Genomic DNA, 19,695 nt, shown 5'->3' with positions numbered 1-19,695 from the left:
AGCTTGCTTAATAAAGTGGGCTTTTTGAGGCAAGAAAACCTCGTTGATAACAAGGCAAAAATTTCGTTATTTAGTTGTTCTAAATGAGAAATTTTTAACGCTGGTAGCGACAGGTTTGCTCCCTCAAAATGATTACGTATTATTGCGAGCTGGTATCTAAACCCTTTTTAATATAATTCTATACGCTATAGTGTTCAAAACTCATCAATACGGACACCATCATGAAAGCATTTGGATACACTACAGCAACCCCAACGTTGTCGGACTCATCATTACAAGCGATTGAATTACCTGATCCCGTTGCGACAGGTCACGACATTCTTGTCGCCGTAGAAGCAATTTCAGTAAACCCCGTTGATACTAAAATTCGCGCTAATGTGTCACCAGACACTGGCTACAAAGTTATTGGCTGGGATGCAGTGGGGACGGTTAAAGCTGTTGGCGACAAGGTTTCGTTATTTAATGTCGGTGATCGTGTGTTTTATGCTGGCGACTTAACGCGCCAAGGCAGTAATGCTGAGCTGCAACTTGTTGATGAACGCATTGTCGGTCTTGCACCAACAAGCCTGAGTAATAGTGAAGCAGCCGCCTTGCCATTAACCAGTATTACTGCGTGGGAGTTATTGTTTGACCGTTTACAGATTGAAAAATCTAAAAACAATAAGCCAGCCTCTGTATTAGTGATAGGTGCCGCAGGTGGTGTAGGCTCAATTTTAGTGCAGCTTGCCAAACAGCTTACCAATTTAACAGTTGTTGGTACCGCCGCACGAGAAGAAAGCGCCAACTGGCTTAAAGACTTAGGTGTTGATCATGTGCTTGATCATAGCAAAAACCTTAACGAGCAACGTCTTGCAGCCGACCTGAGTGAATTTGATTACGTAGTGAGCTTAACGCACACCGACCAACATCTTGATAGCATTATGGAAGTGATCAAGCCACAAGGTAAATTGGCACTGATCGATGACCCTGCAAGCTTTGATATTTTAAAGTTAAAGCGTAAAAGTATTTCGCTGCATTGGGAGTTTATGTATACCCGCTCAATGTTCCAAACCGAGGATATGATTGCCCAGCATCAGCTTCTTTCAGAGCTTGCTAGCTTAGTTGATAACGGCACAATCAAAACAACATTGGGTGAACATTTAGGTAAGATAAACGTAGCAAACCTTGTTAAAGCCCATGGGATTTTAGAATCTCATCAAGCTCGTGGAAAGCTTGTGTTGGAAGGGTTTGAGTAACGAGAAACGAGTTGCGAGATACGAGGGGAAAGTTAGCGAGAGTAAAGTTTCGAGAAGCGAGGTGCGAGCATGTAGCAGCGATTTTACATAGCGTTTTATTCTCGTATCGCCCCTACCTCACCAATATCGCGGCATAAAGCCGGTACTACCTGTAGGCGTCACGCTTGCTTGGCGCGCGAAACAAAAAAATTAAGATTCAAGTTACGAGATACGAGGTGCGAGATACGAGAAGCGAAGTGCCAGCTTGTAGCAGCGATTTTACATCGAGTTTTATTCTCGTATCCTCCTACCTCAACCATGTCGCGGCATAAAGCCGCTGCTACCAGTAGGCGTCACGCTTGCTTGGCGCGCGAAACAAAAAATTAAGATTCAAGTTACGACAGTAAAGTTACGAGATACGAGGTGCGAGCATGTAGCAGCGATTTTACATCGCTTATTTTCTCACTTAACAATAATAACACGCATCATTAAAGTGCATTACAGCACTTACCTTTCACTATTTTAGTGCCTGATTTTAAGGAAGCCCTAACCATCAAACATTAACCGATTGATTTTTAATGCATTTAAATTTAATAAAGGTTTGGCACAGATCTTCCAATAGTGAGTATGAACTGGCACTAACAAGGAGACTAACGTGACTAACTTCTTTCACACTCTTTATCTACTTTGGCGATTAGACATCAGCACATGGCATATGCATGAAGCAAACGATCCGCATAATGTTGCTGATTTGGAGCGTCGCTATGTTAAATAATGACCCCGCATTTATTGAAGCGCTTAAAAAAATTTCGGTTCACCAACTGACAATCACCGAAGCGTCTGAGCAGTACGACATTCCTAAGCGTGTGTTATACAAAGCCGCACGACAGCAACAAGTTAAACAGAACAAACAAAAAGCGTATTTAATTGCCACTCAGAAGCGCCTTCAACAAAGTCTACGTAATGTAGAAATGGAGTTAGCTAGCTTCAGCTAAATAACTTCTGTATGGTTAAAATACACGCACAATAATGATGGATTAAGTATGCACGCAGTAGAAGTAAACTTTGATGGCTTAGTGGGGCCTACTCACAATTACGCGGGATTATCGTATGGCAATGTCGCTTCACTAAGTCACGCCTCTTCGCATTCGAACCCCAAAGAGGCCGTGCTACAAGGCCTTGAAAAAATGAAGGCAATGCACGAGTTAGGGCTAGAACAAGGTATTTTTGCACCCCATGCTCGCCCCGACATTAACGTGCTAAAGCGTTTAGGCTTTACAGGCAGTGATAGCCAAATTATTGAAAAAGCATTTAAAGCCGACCCTGTTTTACTGCGAGCTTGTTACAGTGCATCGGCCATGTGGACAGCCAATGCTGGCACTATCTCGCCTTCAGTCGATACGCTTGATGACAAAGTGCACTTTACGGCTGCTAACTTAAATAACAAATTTCACCGCTCGCTAGAGCCCGTTACAACTACGGCTTTATTAAAAGCCATGTTTAACGATGAACGTTACTTTAGCCATCATACGCACTTACCTGATCAAGGTTTTTTTGGTGATGAAGGCGCCGCAAATCATAATCGATTATGCGACAGCCACGCAGATACAGGGCTTGAGATCTTTGTTTATGGGGCAAGTAGCTTTAATAGCGCCTTACCAAAACCCGTTAAATTTCCTGCAAGACAATCTCTTGAAGCTTCGCAAGCAATTGCCCGTCTACATCAGCTAAAACCAGAAAATCAGTTATTTATTCAACAAAACCCTGATGTGATAGACCAAGGTGTATTCCATAACGATGTAATCGCTGTGGCCAATGGCAATGTACTTTTATGCCACGAACAAGCGTTTTTGCATCAAGCTGATACGCTAAAACAGATTAAACAAGCTTACCTAGGCAACAAGCCGTTACATATTATTGAAGTGCCAACCAATAAAGTGAGCATTACAGATGCTGTAGGCAGCTATTTATTTAATAGCCAATTAATTACCTTAAGTGATGACAGCATGATGCTGGTTGCACCTAAAGAATGTCAGCGTAATCAAGCTGTTCACGATTACATTCAAGAAATGATTTTGGCAGATAACCCAGTTCAGCAAGTGCGCTTTTTTGACTTGCGCCAAAGCATGCAAAATGGCGGTGGCCCTGCTTGTTTGCGCTTGCGTGTTGCACTCAATACTGACGAACTAGCCGCGGTCAATCCGGGTGTACGATTCAGCGAAGAAAAATATACCCAACTAGTGAGTTGGGCGAATAAGCATTACCGTGACTCGTTAAGTAGTGACGACTTTGCCGATCCAATGCTTTTAACCGAAAGCTATCAAGCACTTGATGAGTTAACCAACTTACTTAATTTAGGCTCTGTGTATCCATTTCAACAAGAATAAATAATGAAAATTAAAGCTGTACACTCTATTAAAGGGGTGTCTAAATCACTCAATAGTTTACTGATTGATAGCGTTGCCAGTGGCGCATCAATCGGCTTTATTGCCCCGCTATCATTACAGTCAGCACATGACTACTGGCAAGGGGTCGATGGCGATTTAGCAACGCCTTACCGTAGGCTTTATCTTGCCCTTGATGGTGATACGGTGATTGGCTCCGTGCAGCTTTCTTTGTGCGCTAAAGCCAATGGCGCTCACCGCGGCGAGGTAGAAAAGCTCATGGTACACAGCGAATATCAAGGCCAAGGAATTGCAAAACAATTGATGAATAGCCTAGAAACCGACGCCCGTATCTTAGGTATTCAATTATTGGTACTTGATACCCGCCAAGGCGACACTGCTTCATATTTGTATCGAAAACTCGATTATATTGAAGCTGGCACTATTCCTAGATTTGCGAAAAGTTCCTCCGGTGAATTTGACGCAACGGTGTATTTTTATAAGCAAGTTGCCTAGATCTGCTTTTATAGCCAATTGATATAATCATAAAGTCGACTAATAAAAATCTTTAAACGTACTAAACTAGTACTGCGGATTTTTATTAGGAGCGATAAATGGCGCTATCAATACAGCAACGGGTACTCTTTCTAGCCCTACTTCCCCCCCTACTCATTGCAATAATGCTGACACTCTACAACTATGTGCAATCAAAACACAGTGGTGCACAAACCGTTGAAAGTTTTGCCACACAAATGGAAAACGACCGAAAGGCCGAAGTCAGTAACTATCAAAAAATTGCCATGAGTTCGATTGCTCATCTCATCGCGCAAGATGATGGCTCTAATACTGAACAGCTGCAAAGCCAAGCAAAAAGCATCTTACGTAATTTGCGTTTTAATGATGCTGGTGATACAGGCTATGTGTTTGTATATGATGTAAAAGGTGTCAACATTGCTCATGGCGTTAACGCCTCACTTGAGGGTAAAAACCTTTATGATTTTAAAGATCCTAATGGGGTTTATTTGATACGAGAGCTTATTGATGCTGCGAAGAAAGGCGGTGGCTATGTGCAATATTCTTGGAAAAATACCAATGGCAGTGTGAACCCTAAACTCGGTTATGCCGCTTTACTACCAAAATGGAATTGGGTGCTAGGAACCGGTTTTTGGATCAGTGGCCTTGAGCAACAAGTTGCAGTAACAGAACAACGGGTTAATGAAGGTATCGATAATGCCTTTATAAACACCATTATCGCTTCAGTATTTGCAGTTGCAATTACCGCAGCAATTGCTGTAGTGGTATCGCGCAGTATTACCAGCCCTCTGCACACAACCGTACTAGCAATGAACGATATATCACAAGGTGATGGTGATTTAACCCAACGTTTAATGGTGAAACGAGATGATGAACTCGGCAAGCTTGGCAGTTCGTTTAACCGTTTTGCCGATGACGTTGGTAAGATGGTTATTGATATTCGCCAATCATCGCAATCGATGAATCAAGCGTCACACAAACTCAACGAGCTACTTGCCAATATGCATGCAGGTATTAATCGCCAACATGAAGAAAGTGAACAAGTTGCAACCGCAATAAACGAAATGTCGGCGGCATCAATGGAAGTTGCTCGTAGTGCCCAAGAGGCCTCAACCGCTGCTGAGCATGCCGATCATTTAGTCAAACAAGCTAACAACCAATTACTCATTGCCATAAAGGTGATTAATGGCCTCGCCAAACAAGTTGATGAAGGGGCGAATGCGGTCGATCAGCTTAATCAACAATCGAGTCAAATAGGCAGTGTGCTTGATGTGATCAGAAACATTGCTGAGCAAACGAATCTATTGGCACTGAACGCGGCAATTGAATCTGCCCGAGCTGGTGAAGCGGGTCGTGGTTTTGCGGTGGTAGCTGATGAAGTGCGAACGCTTGCAAAACGCACGCAAGATAGTACTCATGAAATAGAGGCTATGATTGAGCAAGTACAGCAAGGAACAACAACTGTAAACAGCATTATGCAATCAATTAAATCAGGCAGTGCAACCAGTGTTAATGAGGCGGGCGAAGTCGAAAAAGCGCTTAATGAAGTGTTGCTTTCGGTTAACACCATCACATCACAAAATGCACAAATTGCCACAGCCGCTGAAGAGCAAACTTCAGTGTCTGAAGCGATTAATCAAAACATGACGACCATTGTCGATATTGCTAACAAAACCGCTAATGATACCGATGTAGCCACATCATACATGCATGAGCTGTCAGACACAGCAACGCAATTAGAACAAAATGTAAGTCGCTATAAAACGTAATATTTAATGCGATTGTTAGGCAGGCGAATACGCCTGCTTAACAAAAATCATTGGTCTTTTGTAAATTCTTTAACCAATCGAACAAATCATTATCGTAGCGCTTTAGACGTTGTTGATGTTTGTCATTAAGGCTATAAAAAGGCGCAATACAAATATACTTCTCGCCCATAATAAGTACTAAGCGCAAACCAAAAAATGAGTAATGGTGAATAAACTGCACTTGTCTTGCATGCATATGACGGCATTGTCCAAATAAATTACGGTAATGCACACCATGGCGACACACCGTTAAATTGCGCTTTGAATTAAAAACAAGTAGCGCTAATAACATCGTAACCGCACAAGCTAAAAAGCTAAAAAGTAAGCTGCTTACTTCTGATGAGCTATTAATAAATCCCACAAATAAGATTACGTTAAATGCACCTAGCAGTGCCAAACTCCTCAACTCAAAGCGCTTTTCTAAATCAATGACCTTCATTTTTGTTCCTAGATTTTTATTTTTTGCGATGGTGTCAGCAAAATGTGGAAGAAAAATGGATTTGCTTAAAAAGCACGCTAAATTTGCATTTATATTTTTTGTGGCTTACAGGTTGTTACATAAAAGGTACAAAGGTGTTAATCGAAACTTATTATTAGCAATTCAAGTTACATTAAGTTTTAGTTATTACACTATTAGTAAATTTTTAGAACACAAAGGGAAGAAATGATGAACTTTAAAACTACATTACTTAGCAGCGCCGTTTTATTTGCACTTGTTGGTTGTGGCTCAGATGACGACAAGAATGATACGGTTGATCCTCAGCCGCAAACTGCACAGTTCACATTAGGTGTGTCTGATGCACCAGTGACAGGTTTAAAAGCTGTTAATGTTGTGTTTGATTCAATCACATTGAAAACCCAAGGTGGTGAAGAGTTCACTTTTGAGACCCGTGAAGATGATGATGAAACCATGCCTGAAATGGTTAACTTATTAGACTACACAGGTGATGATGTATTTTCTTTATTAGAAGATGAAGAAGTACCAGCTGGCGAATATCAATGGATCCGTGCAGATGTTATCAATGGTGACACAAACGATTTAACTATGACTTCGCATGTTGTATACGAAGATGACAGCATTGCACCACTTGTTGTTAAACGTAAAGGCAACGATGGTATCGGTGAAATCCAACTTGATGGTTTTACCCTTAACCAAGCTGGTAACGAGTTTGTTATTGAGTTTGACCTTAAAAAGTCATTAGTTGATCCACAAAATAGTGATGAGATCTTCTTAAAACCACGCGGTGTTCGCTTAGAAAACCTTGCTGAATCTGAAGATATCGAAGGCACTGTGAGCGACGTACTCATCGCGAACTGTGAAACAGATAATATCGATATCGCACTGGAAGATGGTTCATTCGGTCATGCTGTTTACTTATATAGCAGCGATGTTGAAATGCCAATGGACAACTATGAAGTTAACGAAGATGAAACACCATTAGATGCACCTCTTGCAACGGCGGATGTTGTTTTCGATAGCGAAGATAATCAATACGAATTTGAACTTGCGTTCATTCAACCTGGTGATTATCAACTTGCTTATACCTGTGCAGCACATATCGATGACGTAGAAACGCAAGACGAAGCATTTACGCTTTATCAAGTAAAACCAATTACAGTTACATCGGGTGAAGACTTAGACGTGTCTTTCACTGTTTCTGAATAATATTGGAATCAATACCCCATTAAAAAGCCCGCATTGCGGGCTTTTTGTTGTTTATAGTGTATCGTAACGAATAATTACTTCGGATATTTGATCCACCACTTTATCTGCACCTGTTTTAATGTCTTCCATTATCATGCTGACTTCTTCAACATTTTGCTGAGACTCACCAGACAGTGTTTCTATTTCTTCGATAAGAGCCGTCATTTTTGCTGCGATCTCTTGCGTCTTTCCAATAAGGCCTGATATTTCGCTGGTCGACACAGAAGTACGTTGCGATAAATTTCTAACCTCATCGGCAACCACCGCAAAACCGCGACCATGCTCCCCGGCTCTGGCAGCTTCTATCGCTGCATTTAAGGCTAATAAGTTTGTTTGCTCTGCGATGCTATTAATGGTTGTTACAATTTCACCTATTTGTGATGACTGCTGCGCTAACACATCTGACAGTTCGCGGGTTTGATGAACTTGCTCGCTCACTTTTTTTGATGACTCAACACTGCTTAAAATTCGTTGCTGACCATTTGTCACGACTTGCGAGGTTTCTTCCGACGTGTGTCCGGCATTTTCTGCTGCATGTTTCACTTCTTCGGTGCTGTTCACTCTGGCGGTGACATCAGATGCAAACTTAATGATCTGTGTCACTTTACCCTGTTTATTAAAAATAGGGTTATAGGTTGCCTCTAAATAAAGCGGGCTGCCATCACGTTTTTTACGAGAAAATTGCCCAGAAAAAATGCGCCCGTTCGCCAGCTCTTGCCAAAAGTTGGGGTTCTTTTGATAGAAGTCGTCATAACAAAACATTTTATGATGCTGACCTTGGATTTCAGCGAGACTGTAACCCACAACATTTAAGAAATTATCATTCGCAGAAATAATATGACCATCCGGCGTAAAGCGGATCATTGCAGTGCTTTTATTAACGGCATCATAAATTGCCGACATTTCATCAAGTTTTTCGACTTCTTTGGTTATTTCTGAAGCAAACTTAATTGCACAGCGTACCTTGCCATCATCACCGCGTACCGGAAAATAGGTTGCACGCAGCCAAATGGCTTCGCCTGCCCCATTAACTCGCGAGAAAACCCCATACTTGGCTTGGCCTTTAGCGATATCTTGCCAAAACGTTTGATACTCTTTTGAACTGCTATATTCAGGCGCACAAAACTTACGATGATGCTGACCAATAATATCGCCAGCTTGCACTTTCATTGTTTTGCAAAACAAATCATTAGCTTCGAGAACAGTTCCATCTGGTGTGAATTCGATATAAGCAATATTTTCTCTGATCCCAGCTAAATATTGCTGACTTCTATCAACATCATGCTGCAACGCATCAATGAGTTGATCTTTATTTTTACTAAACCACATTGAAACACCAGTCATTAAGGTACTTAGCTAAAGTTTAGCCCAGCAGAGCGAGGAATAAAATTACAAAATAATTCTTTTTTCTTAATGATTAGCAGCTTAACCTATAGATAGCTTTTACACTAAAGCGCTTTCCTCTTAAAGAATGGCCAAATATATAATATTATAAGCCTTCCCCAAACAGCCTAGGCTTTGTTATGACATCGCGTATTCTCAAATCGATTTTTTACTCATCTTTTCTATTAGGCTCCGCCGTATTTTTGCAAGGCTGCCAAGAACAACCTCAGTCTGATCATATTGCCGTCACTGGCGGGCTTATCCAAGGACAAAAAGAAGGGCGTTTTATTGCCTATAAAGGTATTCCGTATGCAGCAGCTCCGGTGGGAGAGTTACGCTGGCGAGCACCGCAACCTGTGCCTAAGTGGCAAGATGTAAAAGTACTTAACGATTACGCGCCTGACTGTATGCAAAAGCCGTTTGCAGCCGACGCTGCACCGCTTACAACAACCCCTTCGGAAGATTGCCTTTATTTAAATGTGTTTAAACCCACTAAACACAGCGATACTCCTTATCCCGTTGTGGTATGGATACATGGGGGTGGCTTTGTAAATGGTGGCGCATCACCCGCTGTTTACTCGGGTGAAAGCTTTGCTAAACAAGGGGTTATTTTTGTTAGCTTTAATTATCGCCTAGGCCGATTTGGCTTTTTTGCGCACCCTGCCCTTAGTCGTTTTGAGAATGATGCACTGGGCAATTACGCTTTGATGGATCAAATTGCGGCCCTTGAATGGGTGAAACAAAATATCGCTCAATTTGGTGGTGATGCTGCAAAAGTGACACTCATGGGTGAATCTGCAGGAGGCGCATCGGTACATGCGATGATGCAAACCCCTGCTGCAAATGGCTTATTCCAGCAAGCGATTATTATGTCAGCGGGAGGACGAGAACTATTTAAGCAGTTACCACTTAATAGTGATGATGACACCGTGTTAAGCGCCGAAAAAATTGGCGAAAACTTTGCCAAACAACACACCATTTTAGGCAGTGATGAAAATGCCCTTGCTGCACTACGTGAGTTATCTGCCGAAGAGGTGGTTGATAACCTAAATTTGAGCACATTAAATCGACAAAATGATGTTGAACCTACGTACGTTGGCGGGCCAATTATTGATGGCACCATCATCAATTCGGCGACAGAAGCGCGCTTGAGTAAAGGCACGTTTAGCCATGTTGCGACCATGGTCGGTACAACAGATATGGATTTAGGCTTTGCTAATTTTGCTTCTAAAGAGGCGCTATTCGCAAGTTTTGCTCCGCACAGTACACAAGCAAAAATGACTTACGATGCAAGCGGCGAAACGCCATTGCCTTTACTCAATTACCAAGTTGGTCAAGATGCGTTAATGCAAGAGCCAGCAAAGTTCGTTGCAAAACGTGTGACAGATATGGGTAAGGAAGCCTTTTTGTATCGTTTTGGTTATGTGGCGCAAACTTTAGATAAACCTGGTGCAGAGCACGCCAGCGAAATTCCGTACTTTTTTAATACTGTGGCTGCTAAATATGGGCATGTAACCACTGAGCAAGATAAGCAAGCTGCTAAAATAATGCACCGTTATGTGACGAACTTTATTAAGTTAGGCACACCAAATGGCCCAGGGTTACCTACTTGGCAAGCATATAAAAATGATGAATCTTTTATACTGCAAATGAGTAAATCAGGGACTGCAGAGTTTTTACCGGACCCCTTACAAGCGCGGTTAAACATCACTGCAACCAAAGCTGAAATACAATAATCAAATAAGGCGCTTAATATAAGCGCCTTATTTTTTACCCTTGCTGCTGAACATACTCAAGCGCTGTCATCTTGTGATATGTCACATTAGGATGAAATACGTGAGTAGGATCTGGGTCAACCACTTCAATTGGCGTGCCTTGACTGCGTGCAATATCGAGTGCCATTTGGGTTATATTGACGCTAAACGAGGTGCCGATAAAGACGATTTTATCGGCATCGATCATACGCTGTTGCGCCTCAGAGATTCGATAAAGATCAGTGTAGTATTCATCAAATAACAACACGTAAGGCTTAAATGACTCGTTGAGCTTGGGGCTTTCGTTATTGATATTGAACACCTCAAGCAAGGAGTTGTGGAGGTTGTCTTCGTTAACCTTCTCCCACGGCGCGTTAAAAGCCATCACATCGTCACCTTGATGGTGGAACAGTGTCATTTGATCTAAGCGACCATGAATAGCAATAAAGTCGGTGTTACCTGCTTTGCCATCAAGACCATCAATATTTTGCGTAATGAGATTTTTATCACTCAACCAATGATGCACTTCATTGGGACCGTGATGGCGATAGGTTGCAAAACGATGATAATACCAAGCTAAAAATTCACGGGGGTTGCTTTCGTACATAGCACGCGTTGCCATTTCCATCGGCGTGTAATTTTTGCTACCAATGGTCCAAAAGCCATCTTCGCCACGAAAGGTTGGTATACCGCTAGCGGCACTCACACCCGCACCAGTAATATAGAGTGTATTCATAGAGATAACTTTACCTTGTAAGCAAGTGCATCGGCTGTCACTTGTTGATTATTATCCATACCACCAAGACGATACAAACTTCCTTGGTGCTCTAATAAACCTCGATGATCCATGCTCGCGGTATCGGCTTTTGGCATCACTTGCCACGTGTTTTTATCAACATCAAAGCGCCAAACATGATCACTCGCTGGCGCTGGCTTCCCGTTGTATCCGATGCCATTGTAGTTATATGGGTTTGCAGAACCGCCCATCATATAAATGTCGCCATTAAAACTGGTTGCAGCCATACGATAGTGGGCAACACCTGTTGGATGTGGCACGGTACGCCAATCTATTTTTAATGGATTATTAGCATCAATAGTGCCTTTTAAACACTGTGCAACCGCAGCGAAAGAACGGCGTTTATCAGCATTCGCTTCTGTTTTAACGCCATCACACACCAATATAGTGTTTCCACTAATTGCCGCCGCTTGGCCAAACACCGGTTGACCTAAAAATGGCGAAGCCTGTTGCCAAGTATCTGTATGCGTATCATAAACTTGTACAAGGTTAACATTGCCATCGTTATGCCAACCACTGACTAAATAGATATAACGCTGCTGATACGAAAGCGCCACACTGTCATCCACCGGCACAGGCATATTGGCCAATTGCGTATATGAATTAGAGAGCACATCATAGCGATATACATCGGGTGTAGAGATTTCTTGATGATCGGCGCTAACGGTATACCCACCAAATACATAGGCATGCTGACCCACACCCACAGCGGTACTCGCTAGACGACCAGTAAGGGGCAATGTACTTGGCACGGCTTTAGCCGCTTGCCACGCGTTATCGCCCACTTTAAGGACCCACACTTTATTGTGAACATCTGTATGTGCTTTGCCTGAGCTCAAGCCCATAAAACTTAAAAAGTAGGCTTGTTCATCAATAACAACTTTGGCGACAGCGTTGTTCGCGACGGCTTCTGGTAAGGCAGGTATGGTTGCAAGTGCAATAGAAAATAACAGGCTCATAAATTAAATAGGTAACTTAACACATCGCTAAAGAATACCATTTTATGAGCCTGAAGAAAGGCTCGCTATTAGTAAGCAATACTAATACGTTGATTTAAATGAGCTGCCGATTGTGCTTCATCAAGCATCGCTTTAGCATAATCAGTGACTGATATTTTGCTTTCGCCGTTTGCATCAGTAAAGAAGCTGTCGCCACCAACACGGTACGGGCCTTCTGACTCACCTGGGTAAATGACCGCAGCTGGTGATACAAAAGTCCAAGCTGTATCTGCTGTTGATGCTCTAAATACATCAAGTGCTTCACCTTGAGCTATGGCTTCTGCTTTGTATTCAGCAGGAAAGTCTGGGCTTGATACCAGTGTTACACCAGGTGCCACTTCTAAGCTACCTGCACCACCCACCCATAAAATGCGTGTGCCTGTACCTGCAAGCGCGTTTAATAATTGCTTTGCTGTGTTTGCAACAATTTCATGGTTCCCTAAAGCACGACCACCAATTGCCGCAATAACAACATCACTACCTGCAGCTGTAATTGCGATATCGTCTTTTGTTAAATCAAATTCAGTCACAGTAACGTTATCTTGGGTTACTTTACTTACGTCTCTAACTAATGCATTTACTTGATGACCACGTGCGATTGCTTCTGAAGTAATGTGACTGCCAATCCAACCTGTTGCGCCAATAACTGCTAATTTCATGAGGAATTCTCCGTTGTTTGTTTCAATGATTGCAGTTTACTTGTTCACTAATTACTGATAAATACACTATATAGATACACATTGTTTCACTTTAAGATACCAATGGATAAACTCAATTCAATTACTAGCTTTGTCGAAGTGGCCCGTACAGGCAGTTTTACTCAGGCTGCAGAGCATTTAGGTTTAAGCCGATTACAAGTTTCTAGGCATATTCAAGATATAGAAAAGTGGCTAAATTTAAGATTGTTTCATCGTACAACACGCAAAGTAAGTTTGACCCTTCAAGGCGAAGAAGCCCTTAGCTATTGCCAGCAAATATTAAATCAAGTGTCTGATTTACAAAGCCGAGCGCATAGTCATAACAACGAATTAGTGGGTACTATCCGTGTTGCCTCTCCGATTGGGCTTGGCCAACATAAACTGTTTGATGCCATTGAAGTGTTTGCTAGGCGCCACCCACAGACGCGCTTTGAACTGTTACTTTCAGATAGTTTATCGCAGCTGGTTGATGACCGCGTTGATATCGCTTTGCGTTACATCCACCAGCCTGACGAAGGTCTTATTGCCCGTAAGCTAATGTATATCGCAACCGCAGTGTGTGCCTCTAGCGATTATTTAGCTGCAAACCCACCGATTTTTGAGCCGAGTGACTTAACCGCACACAATTGCCTTATTCATAACAAACACACTATTTGGCAATTTCAACACGACGACAACACACAAAAAGTGACCGTGAAGGGCAACATTGTTGCCAACGATATGGGTGTACTTCTAAAAGCTGCAAAACAAGGAATGGGGATTGCTCACCTACCCTGCGATCTCGCCAATGACTATTTGGCATCAGGTGAGCTTGTTAAAGTACTGCCAGAGCATACAACTATAGGCTCTCACTTATGGGCGGTGTATTTATCACGTAACTTCCAACAAAATGTGGTCAGAGCGTTCATCGACTTTTTAGCAGAGCACTGGCAACACGATATCTTATAATCTAAATCTGCTGCAAATACGTATAGACTATAAAAAGGAGCCGTAATGCAGCATTTAGATCATGAAGTATCACGTATCATAGAGATGGCGTGGGAAGACAGAACCCCGTTTGAAGCAATAAACCAACAGTTTGGTTTAAACGAAAAAAACGTTATCGCGCTAATGCGTGAGCAATTAACACCTTCGAGTTTTAAACTTTGGCGAAAACGCGCAGCGGGTAGGCAAAGCAAACACTTAAAACTACGCCATCCAGATATATCCCGTGGTTACTGTAAAACCCAATATAAACATAGATAAAATTACTTTATCTTTTGAGAAAACTGGCCAACTGCATCCACCACTTTTTGAGCGCCATGTTGAATGTCGCTCATCACATTTCCTGACTCAGAGGCGAGGTTAAAACCCAGCTCAGCTTTCGTTTTTCCTAATTCGATTACTTCAACCGTATGTTTAGTCAAAGACCTATTTTGTTTTACAACATCAACAATCTCAACTGTCGAATTAGAGGTTCTTAAAGCAAGTTGCCGTACTTCATCAGCCACCACTGCAAAACTTCGGCCTTGCTCGCCAGCACGAGCCGCTTCAATTGCCGCATTTAGCGCTAATAAGTTTGTTTGTTCCGCAATACTACTAATACTTTGTACGATGGCAGCAATGTGCTGCGATTGCTTATCGAGCTCGGCCATTTCAGCTGCGGCTTGTTCCATTTGCTTCGCTAAATCGTCCATTACATGAACCATTTCATCTAAAACAGTGGCACCTTGTTTTGCTGCTTTATCAGTTTCGGTGGATGTGCCGTAAGCGATGTCAGCCGCTTGAGACACAGCCATTTCTAAATTCACTTGTTCGGTGATCACAGTTGCAAACTTAACGACTTTATAAAGCACATCTTGCTCGTTAAAAACCGGATTGTAAGTCGCCTCCAACCAAATGGGTTCACCAAATTTATTCACCCGCTTAAATCGTGACGAGATAAATTGGCCTTTTTGTAATTTCTGCCAAAACTCAGCATAGCCAGTTGAATTTGCTTCGGCTGGTTCACAAAACATCCGGTGATGTTTACCGATAATTTCGTCTTTTGTATAACCAACCCCCGCGAGAAATTGCTCATTCGCTTTTAAAACATGGCCTTCTAAATCAAACTCAATAACTGCCATAGAGCGATTAATTGCTTTCACTAAGTCTTTATTTTCTCGCGATGTTTCAATTGTTCGGGTCAGCACGCTGGCATGAAGATCAAACTTTTCAAAGCCCTGCTGTTTATTTAAAATTGGATGAAAAAATGCTCTTAACCAAACATGCTGGTCCTGCGCATTTAAAAGTTGAACAGCACCGACCCAAGCTGATTTGTCTAAAATAGCTCGTTTAAAATGAAGGTAATGCTTTGCGTCTTTGGCGCTGCTAGGCACCAAGTCAAGCAGAGGTTTTCCTATTAATTGGGCTTCTGTAAAGCCGAGTTCTGCTAATACTTGCGTATTGGCAAACGTGATACGACCTTCCCTATCAAGTTCCAGCGTAAACATTCTATTATCTAATGTATCTTTCACTTGAGATACACGAAACAATTCATCTTCTAACTGAGCTATCCTTTCTTTCAATGGCTGGGTAAAAAACATAAATCATCCCACCTTAAATACTAAAATCATCACAGAGTAGCTCGATAAGGACTACTAAATCTGTACCGTTCGATGATATTAGCGTAAAAAAGTTGGATAAATAGCCGCTTTCAAGACATTAGGAAGTTTCTTGAAGCAAAATAAGAAATGATTTAATCAAATAGCATTATAAAAGCCTAACTGAGTAGGCTTTTTGTCAGTGATTCAGTTGATTTGCAAATTGTCCAACTGCATCAACCACTTGCTGGGCACCGTGTTGTATGTCTTCCATCACCTTGCCAGACTCATTTGATAAAGACACACCCTGCTCGGCTTTCACCTTGCCTTGCTCAATAACCTTTACCGTATTTTGCGTAAGTGACTGATTGTTATTTACTACTTCAACAATTTCTTCAGTGGCTTTTGAGGTTCTTGAAGCAAGCTGTCTGACTTCATCAGCAACCACCGCAAAACCTCGACCTTGCTCACCGGCACGAGCGGCTTCAATTGCTGCGTTTAACGCCAGCAAGTTCGTTTGCTCCGCAATGCTGCTGATACTTTGCACAATGGCAGCAATTTGTTGTGACTGTTTATCAAGGGCTGAAATCTCTTGAGCTGCTTGCTCCATCTGCTGGGCTAATTCATTCATCACTGTCATGGTGTTTTGTAACACCTCAGCCCCTTGTTGAGCGAGTCTATCAGTCTCTGTTGATGTGCCATACGCAATTTCGGCCGCTTGTGAAATTGCATGCTCACGATTAACTTGCTCAGTGATCACAGTGGCAAACTTCATCACTTTATAAAGCTCACCAAAATCATTTGAAATAGGGTTGTATGAAGCTTCAAGCCACACTTCATTGCCATGACGGTCAACACGTTTAAAGCGATCAACAACAAACTCACCACGTCTTAAGCGCTGCCAAAACTTCTCATATTCCGCAGATTCAGCAAGTGCATGATCACAAAACATACGATGGTGCTTGCCAACGATCTCATCTTTTTTATAACCCATACTCTCTAAAAACGGTTCATTTGCGTTAATAACCTTGCCCTCAAGGTCAAACTCAATAACTGCCATCGAGCGATAGATGGCATTAATAGTGTCACGCTGTTCACGAGAAGTAGAAATAGCATCGGTAAGCACAGTGCCGTAAATAGCAAAGTAATTAAGCTCACCTTGCTCTGTGTGTACCGGGTGAGCAATTAATCGTAGCCACTCAAGCTTGCCGTCATAGCGAGTTATTTGTAAGTGCCCTACACCATGCTGTTGATTTTCAATGGCGTTTTTTAGGTCTTTAAACTGGTCAGTATTTCGAGATTGTTCAGTAATAATATCTTGGAAGGGCGAGTCAATTAGCTGATTGTGCGAGTAGCCTAATTCATCTAAAAAGTTCTGGTTAATATAGGCCATTGTGCCATCAGCACGCAGCCTAAGCACCAGCATCTCTTCATCAATACCTGAAGTGAGATCTTTTAGCGGATAAAGCTCAGCTTTTAACGCATCAATTTCAGCCTGTAAGGATTTATTAAACCACATAAAACGCCCTGATTTTTTATTAACGTGTTGTTGTTCATAAAATTGTAGAACAATTAACGCAGGGCGCTACTTTAAAATAAGCAAAAAGAATTAAGAAAGGTGATTTAACTAAGAAGCTTGGGAGGTCAATTTAACGTATTTCTCAGCCAGATCATCTAAAGTTTCACGGTGATTTGGATCTGGCTTGATGCAATCAATAGGACACACACTAACACATGTAGGATTATCATAATGCCCAACACACTCAGTGCATTTATTTGGGTCTATTTGATATATCTTCGCGCCCATATAAATAGCCTCATTCGGGCACTCAGGATCACACATATCACAGTTAATACATTTGTTATTGATGAGTAATGCCATTTAATGCCCTCGAACATAAATCACTATAAAACAAATAGTTACATGAGTAGGTATGTAACACATATATTTTTCAAACAAGCTTAGTTTAAAAAATATTCGATAAATAATAACACAATTCGTAGCACACTCTGTTTATGAGCAGCCGTTACAAAAGCGGTCGCGCATTCTACTTTACCCCACTCTAAATTTTGTTGATCTAGATCAAACGACAGGCCTGCAGGGCTTAATAAACCTGAGTTTTAGAGAAATGAAAAACACGAATAAACCCATTACAAAAGCCGAATACATTAAAGCAAAAGCCGTTTGGAGAGAGACGAAGGCACCTTTTTCAATGTTGTACATAAAAAAGTGTGTTACTGCGATTCAAATAATTTCAAATTTTGAGAGAAAAGTTGCTTTAAAACAAGGGATTAAAAATAAGCCCTTGGTTCGTTTGTCTAAATATGAGCAACAACACAATTTACGGCTCGTTTTCACCCCAAAAGGTAAGGTCATCTTCTATTCTAATTTCCCAAAAAAATTAGAGATCCGAAACGTAAAGCTAGGGGAGTTACCAGAACTCACCATTGCAAAAGCAAGAGAGCTTACACAAACGATATTAGAGGGAAGAACGATATTCGCCGATTTAAACACTATTTTTAAAGAATATGAGCAGAACCTGACAAACCGACATTTACTCGCACCAACAAAGTTTGCAGCCGGTTCATTGAGAACATATAAGTGCAGAGTAAAAAAGCTTAAGCAGTACTTTAATATGAAAACGAGATTTCAAAGTATTACGGCAGGGGATCTTGAGCGAATCATTGATAAAATTATTGCTAGCGAATCCAACAACCAAGCCATAGAGCTATTTGCTCAAATAAGGCGTATATGGAAGTTCGCCAAAAATAAGTTTAACAATGGCCGTAATCCTGCTGCTGACATCGATGATTATTATGTTTCGGATCGAGTTGATACTCCCCGCCCGTGCCAAGCCTACACTGACTTAGATTCAATTGCAGAGTTGTGGATCAACCTTGCAACTACGCCATGCATTCACCAGAAGAACGCAGCCAGGTTTATGATTTTAACGGGCTTGAGGCCTATCAACATTCCTCAAATGAAATGGTCATGGCTGAATAGTATTACCTTTCCGACCTTAATAACTTTTCCGTCATCCATCGTAGGTGTACGTGGTGAAATGAAAAACCAAAAAGAATACAGACTCCCACTAACAAAAATGATGCGAACTATTATCCTTGAACAAAGGGCATGGATGGAATCGGCACGACCTAATTGCAATCAAGAGTTCATTTTTCTTCAACCACGCGACCCTATGAAGCAATTTTCTAAACGCTCCCTCGATAAAATTATCAAAGACTATTCTCCATTTGATGCAGTAAAAGGTGATATCGAACAGATTGTAATGAAAGGCTCTGCGGGTGCATTTTGTACTATGTGTAGAAGCTTTTTTAAATCCAATACAAAAGAGCTGATGGTATCAAACGGCTACCACTTTAAGCATGCAGAAGACTTAACCCGTTTAGCACTTCATCATTTGAGAAAGTCTGATGATCCGAATGGGCTTAACTACGATAAATCTGAAGAGCTCTACGGCACTTCAACAAAACTTAAGTTTAATGTATTTAAGTTACACGAGGTCAGCATTTTAAAACGAGTCCATGAGCTTCAAAGCTTAGAGTTAAGGCCTACAGCATTTCATGTAAACCAACAAAAAATAATCAAAGATAAGGAACATAAAAAAGCGCTAAGAGAGCGAATAAAAGCATCTCTTGTCCATAAAGGTGCATACATTCAATTCATAAATCAGCCTTTTGGCGATACAGGAAAATCAGTTAAAGAGTTAATTCTGACTAAAGATGGTAGAACTGTAATCGAAAGTTACCTTGATGATATTGTTGTTTAAGCTAAATACTCATCCGAAAAGTATACTGAAAGAGCATATAGAAACTAAATAATGACTTAGCGTAAAGCCGGG

Annotated in this window: 18 protein-coding genes; 10 read left to right on the top strand and 8 right to left on the bottom strand. The window is 41.5% G+C overall.

Translation table 11 applies throughout. The features are described 5' to 3' along the window. Positions 1-221 precede the first annotated feature (221 nt). The 5 genes from NH153_RS12660 (at position 222) to NH153_RS12640 (ending at position 5,901) form a co-directional block, all read left to right on the top strand. Positions 222-1,235 carry a zinc-binding alcohol dehydrogenase family protein gene (locus NH153_RS12660; RefSeq protein WP_063704387.1) on the top strand — a complete coding sequence of 338 codons (1,014 nt, stop codon included), beginning with the start codon at positions 222-224 and terminating at the stop codon, positions 1,233-1,235. A 743-nt stretch (positions 1,236-1,978) separates the two neighbouring features. Then, entirely contained in the window at positions 1,979-2,209 is a 231-nt protein-coding gene (locus NH153_RS12655; protein WP_054562555.1) for a helix-turn-helix domain-containing protein, read from the top strand. A gap of 48 nt (positions 2,210-2,257) precedes the next feature. After that, positions 2,258-3,601 carry an N-succinylarginine dihydrolase gene (gene astB / locus NH153_RS12650; protein ID WP_063704385.1) on the top strand — a complete coding sequence of 448 codons (1,344 nt, stop codon included), beginning with the start codon at positions 2,258-2,260 and terminating at the stop codon, positions 3,599-3,601. A 3-nt stretch (positions 3,602-3,604) separates the two neighbouring features. Then, positions 3,605-4,114, top strand: coding sequence for a GNAT family N-acetyltransferase (locus NH153_RS12645; protein ID WP_063704383.1), 510 nt, complete (start codon positions 3,605-3,607; stop codon positions 4,112-4,114). A 98-nt stretch (positions 4,115-4,212) separates the two neighbouring features. Continuing rightward, a complete protein-coding gene (locus tag NH153_RS12640; RefSeq protein ID WP_063704381.1) occupies positions 4,213-5,901 on the top strand; it encodes a methyl-accepting chemotaxis protein in 1,689 nt (562 codons plus the stop codon). Positions 5,902-5,938: 37 nt separating this feature from the next. On the opposite strand, the gene NH153_RS12635 is transcribed toward NH153_RS12640, so the two are convergent. After that, positions 5,939-6,379, bottom strand: a complete 441-nt coding sequence (locus tag NH153_RS12635; RefSeq protein ID WP_063704378.1) for a hypothetical protein — start codon at positions 6,377-6,379, stop codon at positions 5,939-5,941. A gap of 228 nt (positions 6,380-6,607) precedes the next feature. Between NH153_RS12635 and NH153_RS12625 the strand changes: the two genes are divergently transcribed. Continuing rightward, positions 6,608-7,606 (top strand): DUF4382 domain-containing protein, encoded by a 999-nt coding sequence (locus tag NH153_RS12625; protein WP_063704372.1) that lies wholly within the window; start codon positions 6,608-6,610, stop codon positions 7,604-7,606. 51 nt (positions 7,607-7,657) lie between these two features. On the opposite strand, the gene NH153_RS22015 is transcribed toward NH153_RS12625, so the two are convergent. Further along, entirely contained in the window at positions 7,658-8,989 is a 1,332-nt protein-coding gene (locus NH153_RS22015; RefSeq protein WP_082874055.1) for a methyl-accepting chemotaxis protein, read from the bottom strand. Positions 8,990-9,168: 179 nt separating this feature from the next. Between NH153_RS22015 and NH153_RS12615 the strand changes: the two genes are divergently transcribed. Further along, a complete protein-coding gene (locus NH153_RS12615; protein ID WP_063704370.1) occupies positions 9,169-10,764 on the top strand; it encodes a carboxylesterase/lipase family protein in 1,596 nt (531 codons plus the stop codon). Between the two features lie 34 nt (positions 10,765-10,798). Here NH153_RS12615 and NH153_RS12610 read toward each other — a convergent pair whose 3' ends face one another. From NH153_RS12610 to NH153_RS12600, 3 genes are all read right to left on the bottom strand, one after another. Next, entirely contained in the window at positions 10,799-11,518 is a 720-nt protein-coding gene (locus tag NH153_RS12610; RefSeq protein ID WP_063704368.1) for an SIR2 family NAD-dependent protein deacylase, read from the bottom strand. Then, complete coding sequence (locus NH153_RS12605; protein ID WP_063704365.1) at positions 11,515-12,537, bottom strand: Kelch repeat-containing protein; 1,023 nt, start codon at positions 12,535-12,537, stop codon at positions 11,515-11,517. The genes NH153_RS12610 and NH153_RS12605 overlap by 4 nt, the downstream gene beginning before the upstream one ends. Before the next feature lie 68 nt (positions 12,538-12,605). Next, complete coding sequence (locus NH153_RS12600) at positions 12,606-13,235, bottom strand: NAD(P)-dependent oxidoreductase (RefSeq protein WP_063704363.1); 630 nt, start codon at positions 13,233-13,235, stop codon at positions 12,606-12,608. A 102-nt stretch (positions 13,236-13,337) separates the two neighbouring features. Between NH153_RS12600 and NH153_RS12595 the strand changes: the two genes are divergently transcribed. Further along, on the top strand, positions 13,338-14,222 hold the full coding sequence (locus NH153_RS12595) for a LysR family transcriptional regulator (RefSeq protein WP_063704361.1): 885 nt from the start codon (positions 13,338-13,340) through the stop codon (positions 14,220-14,222). 45 nt (positions 14,223-14,267) lie between these two features. Continuing rightward, positions 14,268-14,519, top strand: a complete 252-nt coding sequence (locus tag NH153_RS12590; protein WP_063704359.1) for a TIGR03643 family protein — start codon at positions 14,268-14,270, stop codon at positions 14,517-14,519. A 2-nt stretch (positions 14,520-14,521) separates the two neighbouring features. Here the strand turns inward: NH153_RS12590 and NH153_RS12585 are convergent, their stop codons facing one another. From NH153_RS12585 to NH153_RS12575, 3 genes are all read right to left on the bottom strand, one after another. After that, entirely contained in the window at positions 14,522-15,838 is a 1,317-nt protein-coding gene (locus NH153_RS12585) for a methyl-accepting chemotaxis protein (protein ID WP_063704357.1), read from the bottom strand. Positions 15,839-16,034: 196 nt separating this feature from the next. Continuing rightward, on the bottom strand, positions 16,035-17,354 hold the full coding sequence (locus NH153_RS22035; RefSeq protein WP_063704355.1) for a methyl-accepting chemotaxis protein: 1,320 nt from the start codon (positions 17,352-17,354) through the stop codon (positions 16,035-16,037). Between the two features lie 108 nt (positions 17,355-17,462). Continuing rightward, a complete protein-coding gene (locus NH153_RS12575; protein WP_063704353.1) occupies positions 17,463-17,717 on the bottom strand; it encodes a YfhL family 4Fe-4S dicluster ferredoxin in 255 nt (84 codons plus the stop codon). A gap of 247 nt (positions 17,718-17,964) precedes the next feature. On the opposite strand from NH153_RS12575, the gene NH153_RS12570 reads away from it, so the two are divergent. Next, on the top strand, positions 17,965-19,623 hold the full coding sequence (locus tag NH153_RS12570; RefSeq protein ID WP_063704351.1) for a tyrosine-type recombinase/integrase: 1,659 nt from the start codon (positions 17,965-17,967) through the stop codon (positions 19,621-19,623). The last annotated feature ends 72 nt before the right edge of the window (positions 19,624-19,695 follow it).

Origin of the sequence: Pseudoalteromonas gelatinilytica (assembly GCF_001641615.1) — a bacterium.
In the GTDB taxonomy this organism is placed as follows: Bacteria; Pseudomonadota; Gammaproteobacteria; order Enterobacterales; family Alteromonadaceae; genus Pseudoalteromonas; species Pseudoalteromonas gelatinilytica.
Note: the sequence above shows the minus strand (reverse complement) of the source record. Positions and strands in the feature narration are given on the sequence as shown.